This is a genomic window from Nostoc sp. (assembly GCF_036916985.1).
GTDB lineage: Bacteria > Cyanobacteriota > Cyanobacteriia > Cyanobacteriales > Nostocaceae > Nostoc.
Map to the genome: position 1 here is coordinate 180,752 of NZ_JBALFD010000018.1, position 17,953 is coordinate 198,704.

Annotated in this window: 16 protein-coding genes and 1 tRNA gene; 11 read left to right on the forward strand and 6 right to left on the reverse strand. The window is 40.2% G+C overall.

What is annotated here, in order from left to right; translation table 11 throughout:
* Positions 1-296: 296 nt before the first annotated feature.
* Positions 297-3,005, reverse strand: coding sequence for a DUF3131 domain-containing protein (locus V7L07_RS06770; RefSeq protein WP_442936016.1), 2,709 nt, complete (start codon positions 3,003-3,005; stop codon positions 297-299).
* Between the two features lie 190 nt (positions 3,006-3,195).
* Between V7L07_RS06770 and V7L07_RS06775 the strand changes: the two genes are divergently transcribed.
* Both V7L07_RS06775 and V7L07_RS06780 read left to right on the forward strand, forming a co-directional pair.
* Positions 3,196-3,462 (forward strand): hypothetical protein, encoded by a 267-nt coding sequence (locus V7L07_RS06775; RefSeq protein WP_335056193.1) that lies wholly within the window; start codon positions 3,196-3,198, stop codon positions 3,460-3,462.
* A gap of 376 nt (positions 3,463-3,838) precedes the next feature.
* Positions 3,839-5,551: an efflux RND transporter periplasmic adaptor subunit gene (locus V7L07_RS06780; RefSeq protein WP_335056195.1), complete on the forward strand. Its 1,713-nt coding sequence runs from the start codon at positions 3,839-3,841 to the stop codon at positions 5,549-5,551.
* Here V7L07_RS06780 and V7L07_RS06785 read toward each other — a convergent pair.
* Both V7L07_RS06785 and V7L07_RS06790 read right to left on the reverse strand, forming a co-directional pair.
* Positions 5,493-5,771: a hypothetical protein gene (locus V7L07_RS06785; protein WP_335056197.1), complete on the reverse strand. Its 279-nt coding sequence runs from the start codon at positions 5,769-5,771 to the stop codon at positions 5,493-5,495. The two genes, V7L07_RS06780 and V7L07_RS06785, sit on opposite strands and share 59 nt — an antisense overlap.
* A gap of 59 nt (positions 5,772-5,830) precedes the next feature.
* The gene (locus V7L07_RS06790; protein WP_335056199.1) at positions 5,831-6,619 is read right to left on the reverse strand and encodes a hypothetical protein; all 789 of its coding nucleotides are present in this window, start codon (positions 6,617-6,619) and stop codon (positions 5,831-5,833) included.
* Between the two features lie 608 nt (positions 6,620-7,227).
* On the opposite strand from V7L07_RS06790, the gene V7L07_RS06795 reads away from it, so the two are divergent.
* The 3 genes from V7L07_RS06795 to V7L07_RS06805 all read left to right on the forward strand — a co-directional run bounded on the left by V7L07_RS06795 (position 7,228) and on the right by V7L07_RS06805 (position 9,741).
* Positions 7,228-7,692, forward strand: a complete 465-nt coding sequence (locus V7L07_RS06795; RefSeq protein WP_335056201.1) for a hypothetical protein — start codon at positions 7,228-7,230, stop codon at positions 7,690-7,692.
* Positions 7,693-7,915: 223 nt separating this feature from the next.
* The gene (locus V7L07_RS06800; RefSeq protein ID WP_335056203.1) at positions 7,916-8,791 is read left to right on the forward strand and encodes a hypothetical protein; all 876 of its coding nucleotides are present in this window, start codon (positions 7,916-7,918) and stop codon (positions 8,789-8,791) included.
* Positions 8,791-9,741 (forward strand): hypothetical protein, encoded by a 951-nt coding sequence (locus V7L07_RS06805; RefSeq protein WP_335056205.1) that lies wholly within the window; start codon positions 8,791-8,793, stop codon positions 9,739-9,741. The genes V7L07_RS06800 and V7L07_RS06805 overlap by 1 nt, the downstream gene beginning before the upstream one ends.
* Positions 9,742-9,774: 33 nt before the next feature.
* Here V7L07_RS06805 and V7L07_RS06810 read toward each other — a convergent pair whose 3' ends face one another.
* The gene (locus tag V7L07_RS06810) at positions 9,775-10,992 is read right to left on the reverse strand and encodes an acetate kinase (protein WP_335056207.1); all 1,218 of its coding nucleotides are present in this window, start codon (positions 10,990-10,992) and stop codon (positions 9,775-9,777) included.
* Positions 10,993-11,043: 51 nt separating this feature from the next.
* Here V7L07_RS06810 and V7L07_RS06815 point away from each other — a divergent pair, with 51 nt between their 5' ends.
* Positions 11,044-11,214 carry a hypothetical protein gene (locus tag V7L07_RS06815; RefSeq protein ID WP_335056209.1) on the forward strand — a complete coding sequence of 57 codons (171 nt, stop codon included), beginning with the start codon at positions 11,044-11,046 and terminating at the stop codon, positions 11,212-11,214.
* 91 nt (positions 11,215-11,305) lie between these two features.
* Here the strand turns inward: V7L07_RS06815 and V7L07_RS06820 are convergent, their stop codons facing one another.
* The gene (locus V7L07_RS06820; protein WP_335056211.1) at positions 11,306-11,710 is read right to left on the reverse strand and encodes a hypothetical protein; all 405 of its coding nucleotides are present in this window, start codon (positions 11,708-11,710) and stop codon (positions 11,306-11,308) included.
* A 315-nt stretch (positions 11,711-12,025) separates the two neighbouring features.
* Between V7L07_RS06820 and V7L07_RS06825 the strand changes: the two genes are divergently transcribed.
* From V7L07_RS06825 to V7L07_RS06850, 5 genes are all read left to right on the forward strand, one after another.
* Entirely contained in the window at positions 12,026-12,904 is an 879-nt protein-coding gene (locus V7L07_RS06825) for a M48 family metallopeptidase (protein ID WP_190943730.1), read from the forward strand.
* Positions 12,905-13,153: 249 nt separating this feature from the next.
* Positions 13,154-14,038 carry a hypothetical protein gene (locus V7L07_RS06830; RefSeq protein ID WP_335056422.1) on the forward strand — a complete coding sequence of 295 codons (885 nt, stop codon included), beginning with the start codon at positions 13,154-13,156 and terminating at the stop codon, positions 14,036-14,038.
* A 3-nt stretch (positions 14,039-14,041) separates the two neighbouring features.
* Complete coding sequence (locus V7L07_RS06835) at positions 14,042-15,181, forward strand: alpha-hydroxy acid oxidase (protein ID WP_335056213.1); 1,140 nt, start codon at positions 14,042-14,044, stop codon at positions 15,179-15,181.
* 93 nt (positions 15,182-15,274) lie between these two features.
* Positions 15,275-15,358: transfer RNA gene (locus tag V7L07_RS06840), tRNA-Leu, on the forward strand.
* Positions 15,359-16,147: 789 nt separating this feature from the next.
* The gene (locus tag V7L07_RS06850; RefSeq protein ID WP_335056424.1) at positions 16,148-16,945 is read left to right on the forward strand and encodes a WecB/TagA/CpsF family glycosyltransferase; all 798 of its coding nucleotides are present in this window, start codon (positions 16,148-16,150) and stop codon (positions 16,943-16,945) included.
* A 660-nt stretch (positions 16,946-17,605) separates the two neighbouring features.
* Here the strand turns inward: V7L07_RS06850 and V7L07_RS06855 are convergent.
* The gene (locus V7L07_RS06855) at positions 17,606-17,788 is read right to left on the reverse strand and encodes a CsbD family protein (protein ID WP_179063932.1); all 183 of its coding nucleotides are present in this window, start codon (positions 17,786-17,788) and stop codon (positions 17,606-17,608) included.
* Between the last annotated feature and the right edge of the window lie 165 nt (positions 17,789-17,953).

Below are 17,953 nucleotides of genomic sequence, written 5' to 3' on the forward strand. Positions count from 1 at the left end.
GTGCTATATGTAGATTGCAGGTTCTTAAACCCTTTAATTTACGATAAAAAATATCTAATTAGCTCTTGTGGGGTAGGCGACACTAAACTGGGCGGGCAAGATGCCCACCCTACAATATTATTGGATAATTTATTTCTTGGAGTTCCCTAAAGACGTAGTGGTGCTACGTCTTTACCAGAATTTTGTTATTTTGTACCAGTTACTAAATAGACATCTCCATAAATTAAATATGCGTTATCCAGAACCCTTGTAGAGACGTAGCAGTGCTACATCTCTACATTCTTTTTCGGAGATGTCTAATGGGTATTTTCACGATCTGAAACCCAGTAACTTCTAGAACTATCAGAAATTAACTTGGTTTGTTGTGTGGCAGTGCTAGGTAGACCCCGCCCAGAATTTCCCTCGGTGACAGCTTGCCACCAAAGAGAGTTCGTGGTGGTAGTCGGACGAATTAAGGGTTGTCGATTTGTCACGCTGTATAGCAAGGATTGCAAAATTATACTGTTGGTGTCGCTAGTGAAACCAATTGCTGTTTTGCCGGTGGTTTCGTAGAAGCCCTCATAAAATCCAGCTAATGGATTATATAAGTCAGTCGTTCCTTGGAGTAATTCTTGACTATACTTGTTTTCTGGAAGTAGGGCATGATAGGCAAAAGCGATCGCTGTACTGACCAATCGTCCTTTTGGTACTGCTTGACCGTCATCTCCTAAAGCTGCCCAAGGTGAACCTTGTCCAGTAATTGTACTGTGGACAGTGTAAGGTTTACGATCAATCAAGGTGGTAGCTGAGGCTGTGAGGGTATCGGTGCGACGATAACGTTCGGCTTGCGCCTGGAAAATTGGCTCAAAGAGCGATCGCATTTGTGGATCTAGTCCAAACTCCAGTGCATAGAGTACAAAAGGATTGCTAACAGTGTATTGGTTAACTTTGGAATTAGTATCTGTGCGATGGCGTTGAATTGGAACTTTCACCCCTTCCACTAAGGCAGTTTGATATTCACCCCCAACAGCAGAACGCTCAAGATTAAACCCCCATAATTGAAAAGCACGAGCGGCATATTCTTCATAACCCAAGCGGATTTCTGGGTTAACGCGGGTGAGATATCGCCCATCTTGCTCTTTGGTGACAGTGGCACTGGAGAGAATACCCTCGCGCACCACACGCAAGTATGACCAATCCAGCACAATTTTATCTACCGCAACCGTGTATTCTGGATAACAGGTTTTTAAGTTGTAAAGCGCTGCCAGCATTCTCCCTAAATCTAAAGCTGACCAGCCGTTTCCTTCTGGAATAGGATTTCCACCATAATCTACTGGTTGGAGCGATCGCGTATCGTAACTCCGACTCGGCAATTCACCTGCAAATAATGGTAACTTTGTCAAGGCTGCTAAAAGATGGCGAGTGCGCCCGTCAAATTCCTTGGGGGTAATTATATCGAGCGATCGCGCTGCATGGAGGGCTGCGAGATAATTTCCCAATCCCCAAAGAGTCGCGCCTTTGAAATCACTGCGATCGTCGATCAGCCCATTTTTAGAATGATAATTGGCTTGAAAGTATCGCCAAGCCGCCTCTGCATAACGCCGTTCAATAACCGTCAGTGGTCGATCTAGCTTCAGGTTAGATGATGGACTACCCACTGGTGGAATCGGTGCAATGGTTACTTCTGTCGGTTTAGAATTGTCTGTAGGAGTTGCGATCGCAGTCTTAACAATAGAATTCGGTTGATTTGCGGGTGTTACTGAAGAAGCATTTTCACTAGGCTTACTATTAGAAACACTCGCAGAACCAGAAGCAATTAAAGGGTGATTTCCCCTAGCTTTGTAGTATAAAATCTCCAAAATTAATCCATTAGTATTACCTGTCAAAGCTTTATTGGGTTGTTTTGATTCTTCATAAATACCAGCATAGTAACCGCCATCATCAGGACTCCGGAGATCCTTAACTACATCAAAAACTTTTTGGGCATAAGCATTATCTGGAAATAGATAATGCCAGCCAAAAGCAGCTTTTGTACTGATACTGCGAAACTGTGGATAAGGTTGATTGCCATCGGTAATAGTTGCCCAGTTGACACCGTTGGCATAGACGGTGTTGTAGAGAAAATAAGGTGCTTGGTCGATATTATCTTCTGTGACGGCAGTTAACTGACCTGTGGTATCAAAACGCCGTTTTTGGACATCTAAAACCCTGGCAGCAAAATCAGCTAACTCACCTTGCAAGCCAAATTCAATCCCATCCAGGATATAAGACTCACTCACAACATAATTATTAGCATTGGTGCTTTGAAAGTCACGGGTATCAATGGGAATTTGGACACCATTAATTTCGACTAACTTAAACGGTTCTAAAGCAATAGCCTTGGATGCAGAGAAACCCCAAAGTTGATAACCCCTAGCGGCGTATTCTTCGTAACCGAGTCGTCCTTCTTGCACCAGTAGCGTTTTGTTTTCAGGGAGAACAGTAGCGCCAAAAAGTTGTCCATCTTTGAGCGATCGCGCCACCTGCCATTTTGCTACAATCCCTTTGAGCCATTCATTATATTGCGGATGACAGGTACGGATGACATCAAAAGCAGCCAGTATTCGCCCAACATCCAAAGCTGACCAACCAATACCCCGCTCTAATGGATTGTTACCATAATCAACCATCTGTGCAGTGGCCGCGTTATAAACTTTATTTGGCAAAGCATCTTCAAATAACTTCAGGGTGTTGAGAGTCGTCAAAAACTTATTGAGGCGAGAATCAAAGTCTGCTTGGTCAGTAAGATTCAACCAGCGTGCAGCATTCAACGCCATCAGGTAGTTACCCATATCCCAGAGTGTACCCGAAGGATAACCCCCAGTAGAATTGGTAAATCCCGTTGCTGGCTGATAATTTTTGACAAAATACTGCCAAGCCGCACGAGCATAAGTTTGTTCTTCAGATGTGAGCGGGGCTGTAATATTACTACAGCTATTGGAATTTTGGGATAAGACTGGTGTCGGGATGTAAAACAAAAATTGCATAAATGTTCCAATTAGGAACAATGCAATCCATCTCAACAGCTTTTGTTGAGGGGGTTTGTATATCATAATGCAAATAAATAGTTAGGAGCGTCATAGCCCGTCTGTACAGTTATAATTCATAAATCGAGCTTTGATCAGGTCTATTCTTTTCGTAATGGCTTGATCGATTCAGTCGAGTAGCGAATCATTCGTGAACAATAAGATCCCCGACAACTTTTACGAAGTCGGGGATCTGAGTCTCTCGATTTTCACAACTCATTTAGGATTGCTATATGCAGGGAGCGATCGCCTCTATGTCATCACAGGCAATACGCGATCGCCAGACAAACTCAGACAGCTAACTAGGGGCTGCTTGGTTCCCAAAATCAACGCCTCAATTTCAGCTTTGATTACTTGTCACTTACATTCTACTGCTTTGCGTTCGCGAGATACTAACTTTATCAAATATCCTACCTAAATTTACATCTTGAGAGAAGCGAAAAAAATCGACTAATTTAGGTGTAGATAAAAGAAACTGCGACATTTATTTAGCTGTCAAAGCTGACTTCTGTTGGAGAGCAAATGCCAGTAGATACCTTGCTATATGTTCATTACCAACAAATACAAATAACTTTTGCTTGAATTCTAATCGCTCGTCCTAATTTCATCTCAATTTCATATCTGTGTGAAAAACTATTAAGTTAAGTGGTTAAGTTGGCTTCGTGAACAAATTCCAAGAGCGAAACCGCTTGCTTGCCAAAAGCGGTTCTCGAAATCCCGCTTAAAAAGTCAACCAACGTCTAAGCACAAACCTACACCATAGTAACTTAGTAACTCAAGGACACAAAATAGCGATGGGAATCTCTAACAGTCTCCAACCACCTACAGTAATCCGTTGTGTTTCCGGCACACTCCTGAGCCTTTTATTACTGACAACTCCCACGGCTGTGTTAGCTGGTGCTGGACACGATCATACCGGTGGAAGTTCATTTCAGGGTGCTGGAAGCAAAGCAAGTGGTTCTGTCGAAGTTGATGCCGAAACTGCCCAGAGGCTGGGAATTAAAGTCGAGCCAGTGAAACGGCAACGGCTGGCTTTGGGTATCAAAAGTACTGGACAGATTGAAACCTTACCTAGCCAAAAAGTAGAAGTGAATACCCCAATTACAGGGGCAAAAGTGGTTGAATTGTTAGTGGAACCCGGTGCTGTAGTCAAAAAAGGTCAACCCCTTGCCGTTGTCACCAGTCCCGACTTGATAGAGTTACGGGTGAGTTCCCAAGAAAAACGAGCGGAAGCTATAGCTTCTTTGCAGCAAGCGCAAGCCGATTCCAGATTAGCTCAACAAAATTATCAAAGATATTTACAAATATCTAACGCCGACATTGCCCAAGCACAAAGCCAGGTAGCATTTGCTGAAGAAAAATATAATAAGGATTTACAGTTAGCTAATGAAGGCGCTTTACCACGTCGCAACGCGCTCGAATCTCAAACACAATTAGCGGAAGCAAAAGCCAAACTCACCTCAGCCAACAGCAGACGAGATATCATTGAAAGCGAAGCCCAAATGAAACGCGCTGAGTCTGCTGTTCAAGTAGCACAAGAGCGTTTACGTCTTAGTGATTCTGCTTATAATACTAGACTGCAACAAATAGGGAACCGTCCTAACGCCAAGGGATTGGTGACAGTGACTGCTCCCATCTCCGGTAAAGTTGCCGATCGCCAAGTTACCCTTGGTCAAACTTTTAATGATGCAGGTGGCACACTCATGACTATTGTCAATGATAGTCGGGTGTTTGCCACAGCCAATATTTATGAAAAAGATTTAGACAAAGTAAAAGTAGGTCAAAGAGTAAGTCTAAAAGTTGCTAGCTTACCAGACCGTACCTTTTCTGGAAAGATTACACAGATTGGTGCGGTAGTACAAGGGGAAACACGGGTTGTCCCAGTACAAGCTGAAGTAAATAACCCAAGCGGACAACTCAAACCTGGAATGTTTGCAGAATTGGAGGTACTAACAAACCAATCATCTGCACCTATCTTGGCGGTTCCTAGCTCAGCTGTAGTCGATGCGAATGGGAAAGAAATGATCTACGTCCAAAATGGGAATGCTTTCCAATCTGCGGAAGTGACCTTGGGTCAAACCTCTGGGGACATGGTTGAGGTGAAGACGGGTTTGTTTGAAGGAGATGCGATCGTCACCCAACGTGCGCCCCAACTTTATGCTCAATCATTGCGGGGTGATAGTAAACCAGAAGAAGAAGAACCCAACGAAGAAGGTGGTTCTCATACAGAAGAAACTGAAGTTAAAACTAACAGTTTCCCACTACCCTTGTGGTTAACAGCAGGTGGAGGAGTAGCACTGGCGACAGTTGCTTTCATGGGAGGTGCTTTCTGGTCTAATCGTCGTACCCGTTCCCGTTTAGTACCAGCAGGTAATTTAGAGTACGGCGGGTTCAATTATGAAACAGAGGTTTATCTCGACAACCACGAGCAACCAACCATATCTACATCTACTTCTGATAAAAATCTTGAGGAGCGCGATCGGCCTCGACATTCAGATGGTGGTTAGTGATTAGCTTTCCCGATGATAAACAACTATAAATCCGAAATCCAGCGACCGCTACAGCTTGCTTTTCTACTTCCAAAAATGCAAGTTTATATCCTTCTTGCATTTGATATCTAACTTGTTCTACAAACTTAGCCGGCTTAAGGTGAGGGCGCAACTGGGAAATCACAGCAAAACACCCTAATATGTGAAAGTCAGATTCAGCCAATTGTATTGATATCATTATTATCCTATTAAATCATGTGTGAGAAAAATTCAACAGATTGCGTTATGACTAATAATTTAATCTTTAGGGGGAAATATAATTTGATGAGTACCTTCAGGAGTTGTAATTACTTTACCTCCCAAAACTTCAATTTGTCTAATTGCACGTTTTTGAGTTCTCTCATCAGCCTGGTTGTTTAAAACCATTGCCCAGGTAGAAATTTGAGCATATTTACTGTTAGGATTTCGACTCAGAAATTCAGCAGTTCTTTGAGAAGTATTAGCGATCATCTGACTTTCTACATCTGAAAATTTGCTCGCCCATTTTGCCGCCGTTGCAAAAGAATTTTGGGCAGCTTTAGCATCTCCCAAAAATAATAACTCATCAACTCCTTTATAACGCCACACGTAATAAGACTTTTCGGGAACCGATGGAGATAGTGATTTTAAGCCTTTCTCTGATATTGCGATCGCGCGTTCTGGCATAGCAGCATATAATGAAGTACTGACAGAAAGGCTGCGATAGGCTGCTAAAAATCGCGGGTCACGTTCTAGAATGATTTCAAAATATTCTGGACTTAAACTATAACCTGTTTTATCCCGAACTTCATCATCTCCAAAATATTGTAAAAATTTGAGATATACTAAATCTCCAATGAGGTTATCATAACTAAAACTAGGCATTTTTTGGAGAACTTTTAGACGGAGATTTTCAGATTTTATTTCTTTTTCTAGAGTTTCTATAGAGGCGGATTGTTTGCGATTTATTAGTTTTTGCAATTGGGAAAATTGAATCAAGCCAACTCCTAAAATACATGCACAAATTAAAAAAGGTGTAGTAATAGCTTTACGCGATAACAACAACATATTTTTCTCGTTTTCCCAGGCATAAGCAACTTATTGTATATAACTTATTGTATATAATATGCTTTATGTATAATTACACAGTAATAGAGTAAATAGAATAACATCCATAATCAAGCAGATTAAAAAACCTTTAGTTAGAAGAGTTTAGTGGTGATGTAGCGAATAAACAGAGACTTTTTCAAGGTTGTAATGTTTGATTGCAAGCCGCTACTTTCCTCTTTGGTAACAACTAGAAGTAAACGAGTCTATAGTAATCCTATTTGATTTACTTTCCACGATAGCCTCAGATCCCTGAATTCTTAAATAAGTCAGGGATCTTTTTGCTTGTAACTCCTGCATAGATTGCTATATCTTTTCCTAAATAAACCTGAAAATAGGTATACTATCAAACTCAGTACAAAATACTAAGTGTTTACTGCAAGTTCAATACTTAGTGTTTTAAAGTATAAATTTTGCTTAAATTACTGCCAGTATTTTGAACAACAAGTTCTGAAAATTTTAAAGCTTTTTTGCTTTTACTTAGTTTTATTAAGCAAAACTGGTAAAATTTCCAACATCATATAAAATGAGATTTTGTTGAAATTTAAATCTTTTCTCTCTAGAAGATTATGGTAAATACTGTAATTACAGATAACTTGGAAAGTAACGGACTAGCTGTTAGTGCAAGAAACAGTGATTTTAAAACAATAGTCACTAATCTTAATGCTGATAAAAAGGGACTGGATGTTGACGAAGTTATTAATGCTATCAAAACAGTAATCGTTGAAGTGATTGATTTAAAAATCACTACTTGGGTTGCAGAATCATCAGAGCAGTCACAAAATGAGATAACATCGGCATCCGCTAAACCAGGAAATCGAATATATACTCGGATTAATCTTGTTAACGGGGATATCGAAAATGAAATTGGGAGTCAATTTACTGATAGTGGCCCCTATAAAGAAATTCGCGAATTTCATTTAACTCAAGTTAAAGACAGTCGGGAGATTATTCACAAGAATATAGAAAGCGTGGAAAAATTGTATGGATTTTTGATGGAAATAGTTAAATCTCACAAAAAACCACAACTGTAAGCATTATTTGTTAACTACTCATTCAAACTAAAGCATCGACAGCAGCCTAGTACCGCAAGACGGAAGTCAAAAGAATTGTATTTCAAGCTCTTACGCCATTTGAAATGGTCTGTTTATTTGCGCCGTGCTGTACTAGCAACATCTTTAGGTTCATTTGCGTATATCTAGCTATCAACACAAAGCTACAGCCAGATTAGTCAGAACTATAAGAGGATGAAACATTATGTCTAATGAGATTAAAATTAAAGACCGAAATGTTATTCAGGCTGACAACCGAAATGGTACTCGATCTGAAGATATTCAAAACAAAGCTAGAGGCTTGTTAAACAATTTAGTATGGTCTGTACAGACATTAGTTTCTGATATTACAGCTTTAGAAGTAAATACGATGGTTGTGGATAGGATTAATGCTTCAAAGTTTAATGCTTGGGAGGCATATCAAGAGATTTATTCTATACATGACCCAGATTATTTTGATGCCAAAGGGATTCCAAAAGAAGGTTCTCAAGCTCAAGAACTGCGTAAGCGCTATAAAAGTCTATTTGATCAACTTGAAAGAGAATATTTTTACCTTCTGCTTGAGGAGGATTCAGGTTTTTATAATCCGCAGGATGATAGAGTAAAACGATATCGTCAGAGGCTTGAATACGCAAAGAAATATCAACAAAACTTTGTTGAAGCCGATGAAAAGAATGTGAAGCTAGCTGAACCAATACTACCTGCTCCAACTCCCGTTCTTGATGATAAAGATGGAAACAACCAAGAAGATTGGATTGAAAATTTTAAAGAAATTCAAAGACTTTTAAATAATGCTAGATTTGTTCGTACACTACGTAAAATGACTGAACTGAAAGCTGCACTTGATAGTAGTAATGTTACAAGTACCAAAATTGATATTATTTATGCTCAAACTGTTATGCAGATAGATGGAGATATTATCACTCGTTATCATAAAGAACTGTTTAGTTTATCTGAAGACGCTAAAAACTTAATTATTAATACACATAATCAAGGAGTAGTTTCTGGTGAGAAGCAGTGGCGTGGAACATTTAGTTTTTTGATTAGTTTGGTACAAAGTATCGCAAATTTATCTCGATAATGAACGCTGATATAACAAAAATAGATCGCCAAACTGATGTTGCACTCTCCCTTTCTCTACAAGTTCCTCAGGGCGATCGCTTTGAACTTAAGGTTGATCAAGGACAGTGTAGTTTTTACCTAAATGAGAGAGTTATAGAACAGATTCAGCAAGCGCAAAAAATTGGTATTTCTCTATATATTCCACCAAAGCTGATAATTTCTCTCTGGTATTACGCCTGCTTCAGCAAAAATATTGTAATTGAAAACAAAAAGCAAATTACCGAAAAACAGTTTAATAAATTTTTTTACTTGATTGTGATAGTTAATTTTTTGAAACTATTTTTGAGTAAAACTGCACGGGACAAAATAGCGTTACAGCCTGGAGTCACCTTTAATTCTTACTATCAGCAGCATCAATCAAATTTAGATACTTATGAAGAAGAAGACATCATTTTACAAAGCACTATTCTTCTTCATGGTGATATTTTTAACAAAATTAAGTGGAATTTCATGCAGAATTCCAACTGCTCAATAATTATCTCGGCTCATTATTGGCTGACTGAACAAGTATTAAGTTCCTTTCGGACTAAATTAAATCTGCTAGTTTGGGAGGTAGCTTCGCTGTTTCCTGCTGCGTTAGTAGTCTACAATCTGTATCCAGCAAATTTGATGCTATTAATATTTGCTTGGATAGGCTTCACTATATTATTTGCAACCACCCGCTATGTACTTGTCAGTCAACTGCAAAGACGTACTTCTATCAACTCTAAATTTATAACTTGGTGGGCATGGTCGCTAATTTGTCTTATTCCTAGTGTTTTTACTGGTGCTACTAGCGGCTTTAAAAATGTTAGTGCGTTATTATTACCACTTTTGTCACTTATCGCTCCAAAACTTGCGGAGCATATTTTAAATTTTACCGGGCCACGAGTTGGGAAACTGCTTATCCGTCGGTTCCTATCATTTTGAGTATATAAATAATAAATTTAGTAATTCTTTTTTTTACTGTTTCAAAAGTTGCCAACATTGTTGAGCGATCGCCCAATCTTCTTGAGTATGAATAACTAATACCCGCACTGCTGAATCAAGTGTAGCAATATCCTCATCCACAGGCTGCTGTTGATTTTTTTCAAGGTCTATTTTTAGTCCGATAAATCCAAAGGCTTCACAGGCGGCTTGGCGAATTTCTGGAGAGTGTTCACCCACACCTGCTGTAAAAACTAAAGCATCTAATCCACTTAAACTAGTAAGCATTGCGCCGATCGCAGAACGCAAGCGATGCACGTAAATATCCCAGGCCAGTTGAGCGCGGGAATTACCTTGAGCAATCGCTTCTCTCACCTCGCGCATATCGCTAGATACACCCGAAATTCCCTTTAACCCAGAATCTTTATTTAATACATGATTCAATCCTTCTACAGTGTAATTACAGTACTGCAATAGGTAAATCAGAAGTCCCGGATCAATTGAACCAGAACGACTACCCATCATTAACCCTTCTAGGGGCGTGAATCCCATCGTAGTATCAATACTGCGACCGTTTTTAATCGCTGCTAAAGAGCAACCATTACCCAGATGGCAGATAATTAACCTCTCAGATGCGACATCTTTACCGAGAATTTGGACAGCGCGTTGAGAACAGTATTGGTGACTAATACCATGAAACCCATAGCGACGGATACCTTGCTCTACCCACTGATATGGGCCGGGATAGATTGCTGCTGCATCGGGTAAAGTGCCATGAAATCCGGTATCAAAGGCTGCTACTTGGGTGACATCTCCTAAGATTTTTTCAATTACTTCGATGCCTTCCAAACCCACTGGATTATGTGCTGGAGCAAGGTTAGATAGACCTGCGATCGCCTTTTTGACATCCTCCGTAATTACCACACTATCTCGATAATCCTGTCCACCATGTACGATCCGATGCCCTACCACATCGATTTCGGACAACCGATCGATTACCTTGGTAGCATCACGGTCGAGTGTATTGAGCATATAGGTGAGGTGCGCCTGTGGGGAATCACCAGAGATTGATTTTTGCAGCGTTCCACCCGAAACAGTTTTCACCTCAATTTCTGCCACACCCCGATCTTGAGTCCAGGTGATTTTCCCTTCCCAAAGAGGTTGGGGTGCTTGGCTGGGGAGAGCTTCATCTGCAATTTCATACAGACAACTCTTTTGGCTGCTCGATCCGGCATTCAGTACTAATATCTTCATAGTGACAACAAAAAAACGATCTCCTTTGATCGTGTCACTAATTCTAGCTTTATGCTTAGTATAGTTTTGCGTAAAAACGTAGGGTTTTTAATGCAGGCTGACACATTAACAATGCAGGCTGACACATTAACAATGCAGGCTGACACATTAACAATGCAGGCTGACGCATTAACAATGCAGGCTGACGCATTAACAATGCAAGCTAACGCATTAACAATGTAAGCTGACGCATTAACAATGCGTCCAAAGTGGTTCATCATTTTTTTTGCCTTTTTACTTTTTACTTTTTACTTTTTACTTTTGCCTTGTTCGGTCAGTTATCATTTCGTAGGTTAATTGGGCGGATGTCGCGGAGCTTGAGGGTTCTTTTGCCTGCGTTATCGTCGTCATCAATCGTGACCAGGTATTTCACGACCGTATGGTTTGCATTTCCACCAGTTACGGTGACAACAAATGCTGAGTAACTGTTAGTGTTTGTGCCACAACCACTTCGGTCATGGAAGGTTTGATTCCATTCACCAATATGGACACCCTCGCCTCGTGGCTCATCACCACTTTGTTTAATTTCATTGAGGAGAGCTACTTTCAGTTGAGATAGCTTTGATTTTTTATCAGCAAGCATAAGTTTAAGAAACCGATCGCGATTAAACTGGTCTTGGTTGCTGCCGTTGCTGCATTTATCTTCGTAGTTGGCAGAAGCGGAATCCGGGCTGGTCATCACCAGTGCTGGGATCTTGGGAGACTGAGCGGCGTGCCCACTTGTTGTTGCTAGTGCGAGAACACATAAAGTAAAAAAACCAAAGCGCATTGAATTTTCCGAGCGTGAATTAGTGTGTCCAATCAAGATTAACTGCAACGGACACTAAAGGACAGAGTTTGCTCGTCGGTAGGCGTATGCAGCAAAGGGGTGATACCGAAAGTTACGAGTATGCAAGAAAGGAAACCCCCTACTGAAATCGTTATACTAACTGTGGGAGGCTGTTTATCTATCCAGCCAGATTCCATAGTTGTGTTTTTTATAGCTTGTTGCACTATGTCCTTCTTCAAAACCCCGCTGATTGGTTTAAAAGCTGACTCATTTCGTCATCCATTAGACCTGGAAGCTACCAGAGCGCTCAAGCAGATACCAGGCATAGATATGTTAGTGCGAAATTGGCTTGGGCCAATGGCAGAGCAGGTTTTCTACGTGGAAAATATTGCCTCCAGTGTTCTGGTGGGTGAAAAGCAACTGCCCGATTTATACAAATTGTTGTTAGATGCCTGTAAAATCCTGGACATAGATCCTCCCCAGTTGTATGTCCGGCAACATCCGGCTCCCAACGCCTATACTTTTGCTGTGCGGGGTAAGCAGCCCTTTGTGGTGCTACACACTTCCCTGATTGATATGCTCACACCAGAGGAAATACAGGCAGTAATTGCCCATGAGTTGGGGCATCTCAAGTGCGATCATAGTGTTTACTTGACTCCTGTAAATTTATTAATATTAGCTGCGGCAATTGTGCCCAATGTTGGCACTTTCGTTGCCCAAGCCATACAGGCACAGCTTTTAGAATGGGTACGTTGTGCTGAGTTTACCTGCGATCGCGCCGCATTACTAGCAACCCAAGATCCCAAAGTTGTCATGTCAGTGTTGATGAAGTTGGCAGGTGGTTCCCCCACCTTAGCGCCACAACTGAATCTCGATGCCTTTGTGGCTCAAGCCCGCGCTTACGATGATATTAGTAAGACAGAACTAGGTGAAATGGTGAAAGCTGCCCGTACAGCCCAATTAACCCATCCAGTGCCAGTGCTACGGGCGCGAGAAATTGACCGTTGGGCAAGTAGCACAGAATATCAAACTCTGTTGCAAAGTCACGGACTGAAGTCTACTAATAATGAAGTTGCACCCAAAGGCGGATGGCGCAATTGGTAGAGTTACTAATCGCAAGTACTTTTATCTACTAGACATTTCCAGAAATTAAATATGCTTTACCCAGAATCCTTGTTTTGACGTAGCAGTGCTACGTCAAAACAATTCTTTTTCACCAGAAATGCAGAATATTTAGTAAAGCTTTAGTAGTAGTCTTAAGGCATTATAAATTTGATGTCTGGCAACAAGCTGTTCTGGAAGTATATGTCTACGCACTCAGATAAAATATTGGTACAGCCAAAAAATCAGCTAATGACCAGGTTTCCCTACGACCAGTTCGCAAAAGACTATCTTAAAGAATTGTTACAACCATTGGGAGAAGTTGAAACAAGTCGGAAAGTTCCGGCGGAAATCCGAGAGGTTGATGTTTATTTTGTCCCTTCACTCGAATCGGGAAGCGATACAATAGAATTAGGACTGTTAGGAAAATTTGCGGCTGAACCTGCATTAATTGAACCATTTAGAAATGCGGCTACAATTGCGGAAATTCGTAGCTGTATAAATAAGCTATTTGATATTTTCGCTGAAGTAAAGCGTCAGAGGAAAAGTGATAAAAGTCGGATTACAGAATCAGATTTACCACGCCTATGGATTTTTTCACCTACAGCTTCTAAATCCATCTTGGATGGTTTTAGAACTCAGCTAGATGAAGACAATTGGGGAATAGGAGTACACTTTTTAGGTGACTATTTGAGAACAGCAATTGTGGCAATTCATCAATTACCGTGTACAGAAGAAACACTATGGTTGAGAATTTTAGGTAAGGGAAGAGTCCAACAACAAGCCATAGATGAACTAGAAGCGCTTTCTCAAAATAATCCCTTACGTTCCAAGGCAATTGATTTATTATTGAATTTAAAGACTACCTTAGAATTCAATCAAAATATAGACGAGGAGGACAGAGATTTAATTATGCGCTTATCACCCATTTACGAACAAAAATTAGCAGCAGTTAAACAAGAAGGAATTCAAGCGGAACGTCGTAATGTTATAGAAAATTTATTGCGAGTTCGCTTTGGTTCTTTAGATACAGAACTCAGAGTAATTATTGAACCTTTATTGGTATTATCTCCAGAGGAATTTACTCCTTTATTGCTGGAACTATCCAGGGACGAATTATTAAATAGGTTCCTCTAGAAGATGTCTACCTACTTTTCCAACAACGATCGCTTTCAACCCATCAACCTATTTGAGTACGAAAAATTAGCAAAAGAGCGCCTGTCTCAAACGACACTTGATTACTATAGCAGTGGCGCTTGGGACGAAATCACATTACGAGATAATCGTGCTGCCTTTGAGCGAGTCAAGCTGCGACCTCGGATCTTAGTCGATGTGAGCGATCGCAATCTAACTACCTCCATTTTAGGACAACCCCTGCAACTACCTTTGTTAATTGCGCCGATGGCTTTTCAATGTCTAGCCCATCCAGACGGAGAAGTTGCCACAGCCCTAGCTGCTGCATCAGCTGGTGTAGGCATGGTATTAAGTACAATGGCAACAAAGAGCATTGAAGAAGTGGCGACTGCATGTAATCAGTTTCCAGATTCTCTGCGATGGTTCCAGCTTTACATTCATAAAGATCGGGGGTTGACTCGTGCTTTGGTAGAAAAAGCCTATAAAGCAGGCTATAAAGCACTTTGTCTAACTGTAGATGCACCTGTTCTCGGACAGCGCGAGAGAGATAAACGTAATGAGTTTGCTTTACCCCAAGACTTACATCTGGCTAATCTTGCCACCATCTCAGGATTAGATATTTCCCATGAAAAAGGCGAATCTGGGTTATTTACCTATTTTGCCCAACAGCTAAATCCAGCAGTCACTTGGCATGATTTGGAATGGTTACAGTCCTTGTCTCCGTTACCTTTAGTCATCAAAGGCGTTTTACGGGGAGATGATGCTGTGCGGGCTGTAGAATACGGAGCCAAAGCAATTGTTGTTTCCAATCATGGCGGTAGACAACTTGATGGTGCGATCGCTTCAATAGAAGCCCTAGCTGAAATAGTAGCAGCAGTAGATGATAATGTAGAAGTACTGTTAGATGGAGGCATTCGTAGGGGCACAGACATTCTTAAAGCTCTGGCATTAGGGGCAAAAGCAGTACTAATCGGACGACCTATTTTGTGGGGACTAGCGGTAGCAGGACAAATCGGCGTATCTCATATCATCTCACTGCTACAAGATGAGTTAAATGTGGGAATGGCACTTAGCGGCTGTGCCAAACTACAGGATATTGACCCTAGTTTATTGACCCTGCCAAGTCTTAAGCGGGAAAATTATTAAAACTGTTTGTTATTCCAGCAAAACTTTGAGAAATAATTTTCATACTTGTTAAAAATCACTTAATGAGTGTATACTAGTTAATGTTGGATATAAGGGCGGGTGGCGGAATTGGTAGACGCACCACACTCAAAATGTGGCGGCCTTACGGTCATAGGAGTTCGATTCTCCTCCTGCCCACTACCAAGCAAGTGCTAAAGAGCTAAAAAACTTATGCGCCTAAAAAGATGGGAATCTCCCCGGAAAGAAGGTAGGAATGATAAAGGTAGAGGAGGTTCAGCCAGAAAGCGGCAACTCAAAAAACAAAGGCAAATGCTACGGCAAAGACTTAAGGAAAGTAACAAACCAGACAATAACAAAAACGAAAGAGCAGGGGGAGATAAGTTTATCTTCTCCTTATTTTTTGGGATTTTATCTAGGAAAAAAATAAAATTTAGGGAAGGGATTTTTTAACATGGAGACTAAATTAAATCTGTAATAGATTTGGAAATCTATAAGAAAAAATTATTTTACATTCTTTAAAATATACTAAATCTAAATTAAACCTCTTAAGCGCATACTTACGTATCAAAATCGGTAGACTTGTCTGGCATTTTGCTTGGCGACGCGAGCATTCTGTGTAGTAAATATTACTAAATAAAATACATATCTATAGAAATATATCGCAATTATAATGTTTGTATGAACCAATCAAAAATTAATTATGAAGGAAGTATGAATTTTGTCACACTGCGTCTAAAATCCCTAACTTAAAACAGTAAGCTAGGACACAGCAGGAAATAATTACAATATTATCGATATTACCGATTAAGTCAAAAGTATACTAAGAAGGCAATTGCATCTCCATGTGTTAATTTCCAACGATGACACAAGCCTACAAAAAGTCAGGAGTCATCCGATGCGAATTATTCAATATTCGGAATGGTCTATGTAATCTATGGATTTTTTTCTTCGACACAGGAGTTATTGATTGTGGCGAGAGTGCTTCTACCTACTAAAAAAGTGCTTGATTTTTCTATTACTGCTTTACGCTTTGACGACCAGATACAAACAATACTGAAGTGGGCGAGTAGGCGTGAGAGTAAAAGTGTATATGTAGCAAATGTACACATGCTCATTGAAGCTCATTGGAATCCAGATTTTGCTACCATATTGCGAAATGCAGATATAGTTACTCCTGATGGTATGCCTCTGGTATGGATGATGCGGAAAATGGGAGCTATTTACCAAGACCGAGTAGCAGGGATGGATATTTTCTTAGCATTGTGTCAGCTAACTCAAACACAAAATATTAGTATTTTCTTTTTAGGTTCCCAAACAGAAATTCTTTCTAAGATGCGAAAAAGGTTAGAGCAGGAATTTCCGCAGGTGAAGATTGCGGCGATGGAACCTCTACCTTTTCGTCCCTTGACTGAAACTGAAGACGAAGCTTTGGTGAAAAAGATTAATTCTAGTGGTGCTAGTGCCGTCTTAGTGTCTCTGGGATGTCCTAAACAAGAAAATTGGATAGCTCAACATAAGGGCAAGATACAAGCTGTAATGATTGGACTGGGTGGAGTTTTCCCTGTTTATGCAGGAATTTACAAGCGGGCACCCCGCATAGTTAGAGATTTAGGACTTGAATGGCTGTATCGATGTATTCAAGAACCACGCCGCCTTTTCAGTCGCTATGCTAGGACTATTCCACTCTTTATATGGCTGGCTACTAAGCAACTACTATCATCAAGTCGGATTGCAGCAGTCTTCCTTCACGAAACTGGGGAGTGATTAACAATTCAAAATTCAAAATTCAAAATTAAAGACATTTCAGATGGGGATTGAAACCCCGACTGAAATGGGTACTACATCTAGATGTAGGGGTCTTAAACCCCTTAATTTACGATAAAAATAAATGGTATGTTCCTGATCAGGAGTAATAGACCTTAAGCCATTATCAAATTAAGTATATTTTAGATGCAGAGGGAATTGCGATCGCAGAATTTTGTGCTTTAAGCCTAGCATCACCTTTATTTTAATTTTTAGCTCCTATTTTATAAAAAATAAGACTTTCTTCTCTGCGTTCGCGCAGCGTGTCGCAGACAGACGCTACGCGACCATTTAGCAATTTATTTAACAACTATTTTAGCTGTAATACTTTAGAGAAGAACACCAAAAAACTCAGATACCCGACTTCTTCAGGAAGTCGGGTATCTTGTATCTTTTCAAGCATAACTAAATTTTAAAACTTTTGGAAAGTGTAGAGACGTGATGAATTACGTCTCTACAAAAATTCTGTAAATCAAGTTAGTACTCTATTCTTTACCCCTTACTTAGGGAATATCAAAAAAGTTTCACTTGGTTATCAAACAACTCATATCATATTTTTCTGCAAAAATGGAATCCACCCCATTTTTATTCCTAGAGTTTCTGCAAAAAAATTATGAATTATTAGTCAATATTTTTCTTCACACTATCTTTCACGTCTTCAATTCCATGACGTACTTCGCTTTCAGCTTGCTTTGCTTTACCCTTTGCTTTATCTTCTGGATCTCCAGTGATATTTCCTAATGCTTCTTGGGCCTTGCCTTCGACATTTTTAGCGGCAGCTTTTGCGCGATCTTCAATGCTCATTTTGTACTCCTGATTTAATGAAAAATTCATTTCAAAGCTGTATAAATCACTTTGAAATAAATCCTTTATGATTACTTTTACACAGTAGCTTAAAGTTTTTGCTAAAGCCTTCCACCACAAGGCATATTAAATAATTCAAAATTCAAAATTCAAAATTCAAAATGA

Bases quoted from the DNA above. Each gene is read 5' to 3' on its own strand.
- V7L07_RS06770 (WP_442936016.1), bottom strand. From the start codon at position 3,005: ATGCAATTTTTGTTTTACATCCCGACACCAGTCTTATCCCAAAATTCC.
- V7L07_RS06835 (WP_335056213.1), top strand. From the start codon at position 14,042: ATGTCTACCTACTTTTCCAACAACGATCGCTTTCAACCCATCAACCTA.
- V7L07_RS06815 (WP_335056209.1), top strand. From the start codon at position 11,044: ATGCTTAGTATAGTTTTGCGTAAAAACGTAGGGTTTTTAATGCAGGCT.
- V7L07_RS06820 (WP_335056211.1), bottom strand. From the start codon at position 11,710: ATGACCAGCCCGGATTCCGCTTCTGCCAACTACGAAGATAAATGCAGC.
- V7L07_RS06780 (WP_335056195.1), top strand. From the start codon at position 3,839: ATGGGAATCTCTAACAGTCTCCAACCACCTACAGTAATCCGTTGTGTT.
- V7L07_RS06785 (WP_335056197.1), bottom strand. From the start codon at position 5,771: ATGATATCAATACAATTGGCTGAATCTGACTTTCACATATTAGGGTGT.
- V7L07_RS06805 (WP_335056205.1), top strand. From the start codon at position 8,791: ATGAACGCTGATATAACAAAAATAGATCGCCAAACTGATGTTGCACTC.
- V7L07_RS06855 (WP_179063932.1), bottom strand. From the start codon at position 17,788: ATGAGCATTGAAGATCGCGCAAAAGCTGCCGCTAAAAATGTCGAAGGC.
- V7L07_RS06825 (WP_190943730.1), top strand. From the start codon at position 12,026: ATGTCCTTCTTCAAAACCCCGCTGATTGGTTTAAAAGCTGACTCATTT.
- V7L07_RS06800 (WP_335056203.1), top strand. From the start codon at position 7,916: ATGTCTAATGAGATTAAAATTAAAGACCGAAATGTTATTCAGGCTGAC.
- V7L07_RS06790 (WP_335056199.1), bottom strand. From the start codon at position 6,619: ATGTTGTTGTTATCGCGTAAAGCTATTACTACACCTTTTTTAATTTGT.
- V7L07_RS06830 (WP_335056422.1), top strand. From the start codon at position 13,154: ATGACCAGGTTTCCCTACGACCAGTTCGCAAAAGACTATCTTAAAGAA.
- V7L07_RS06795 (WP_335056201.1), top strand. From the start codon at position 7,228: ATGGTAAATACTGTAATTACAGATAACTTGGAAAGTAACGGACTAGCT.
- V7L07_RS06810 (WP_335056207.1), bottom strand. From the start codon at position 10,992: ATGAAGATATTAGTACTGAATGCCGGATCGAGCAGCCAAAAGAGTTGT.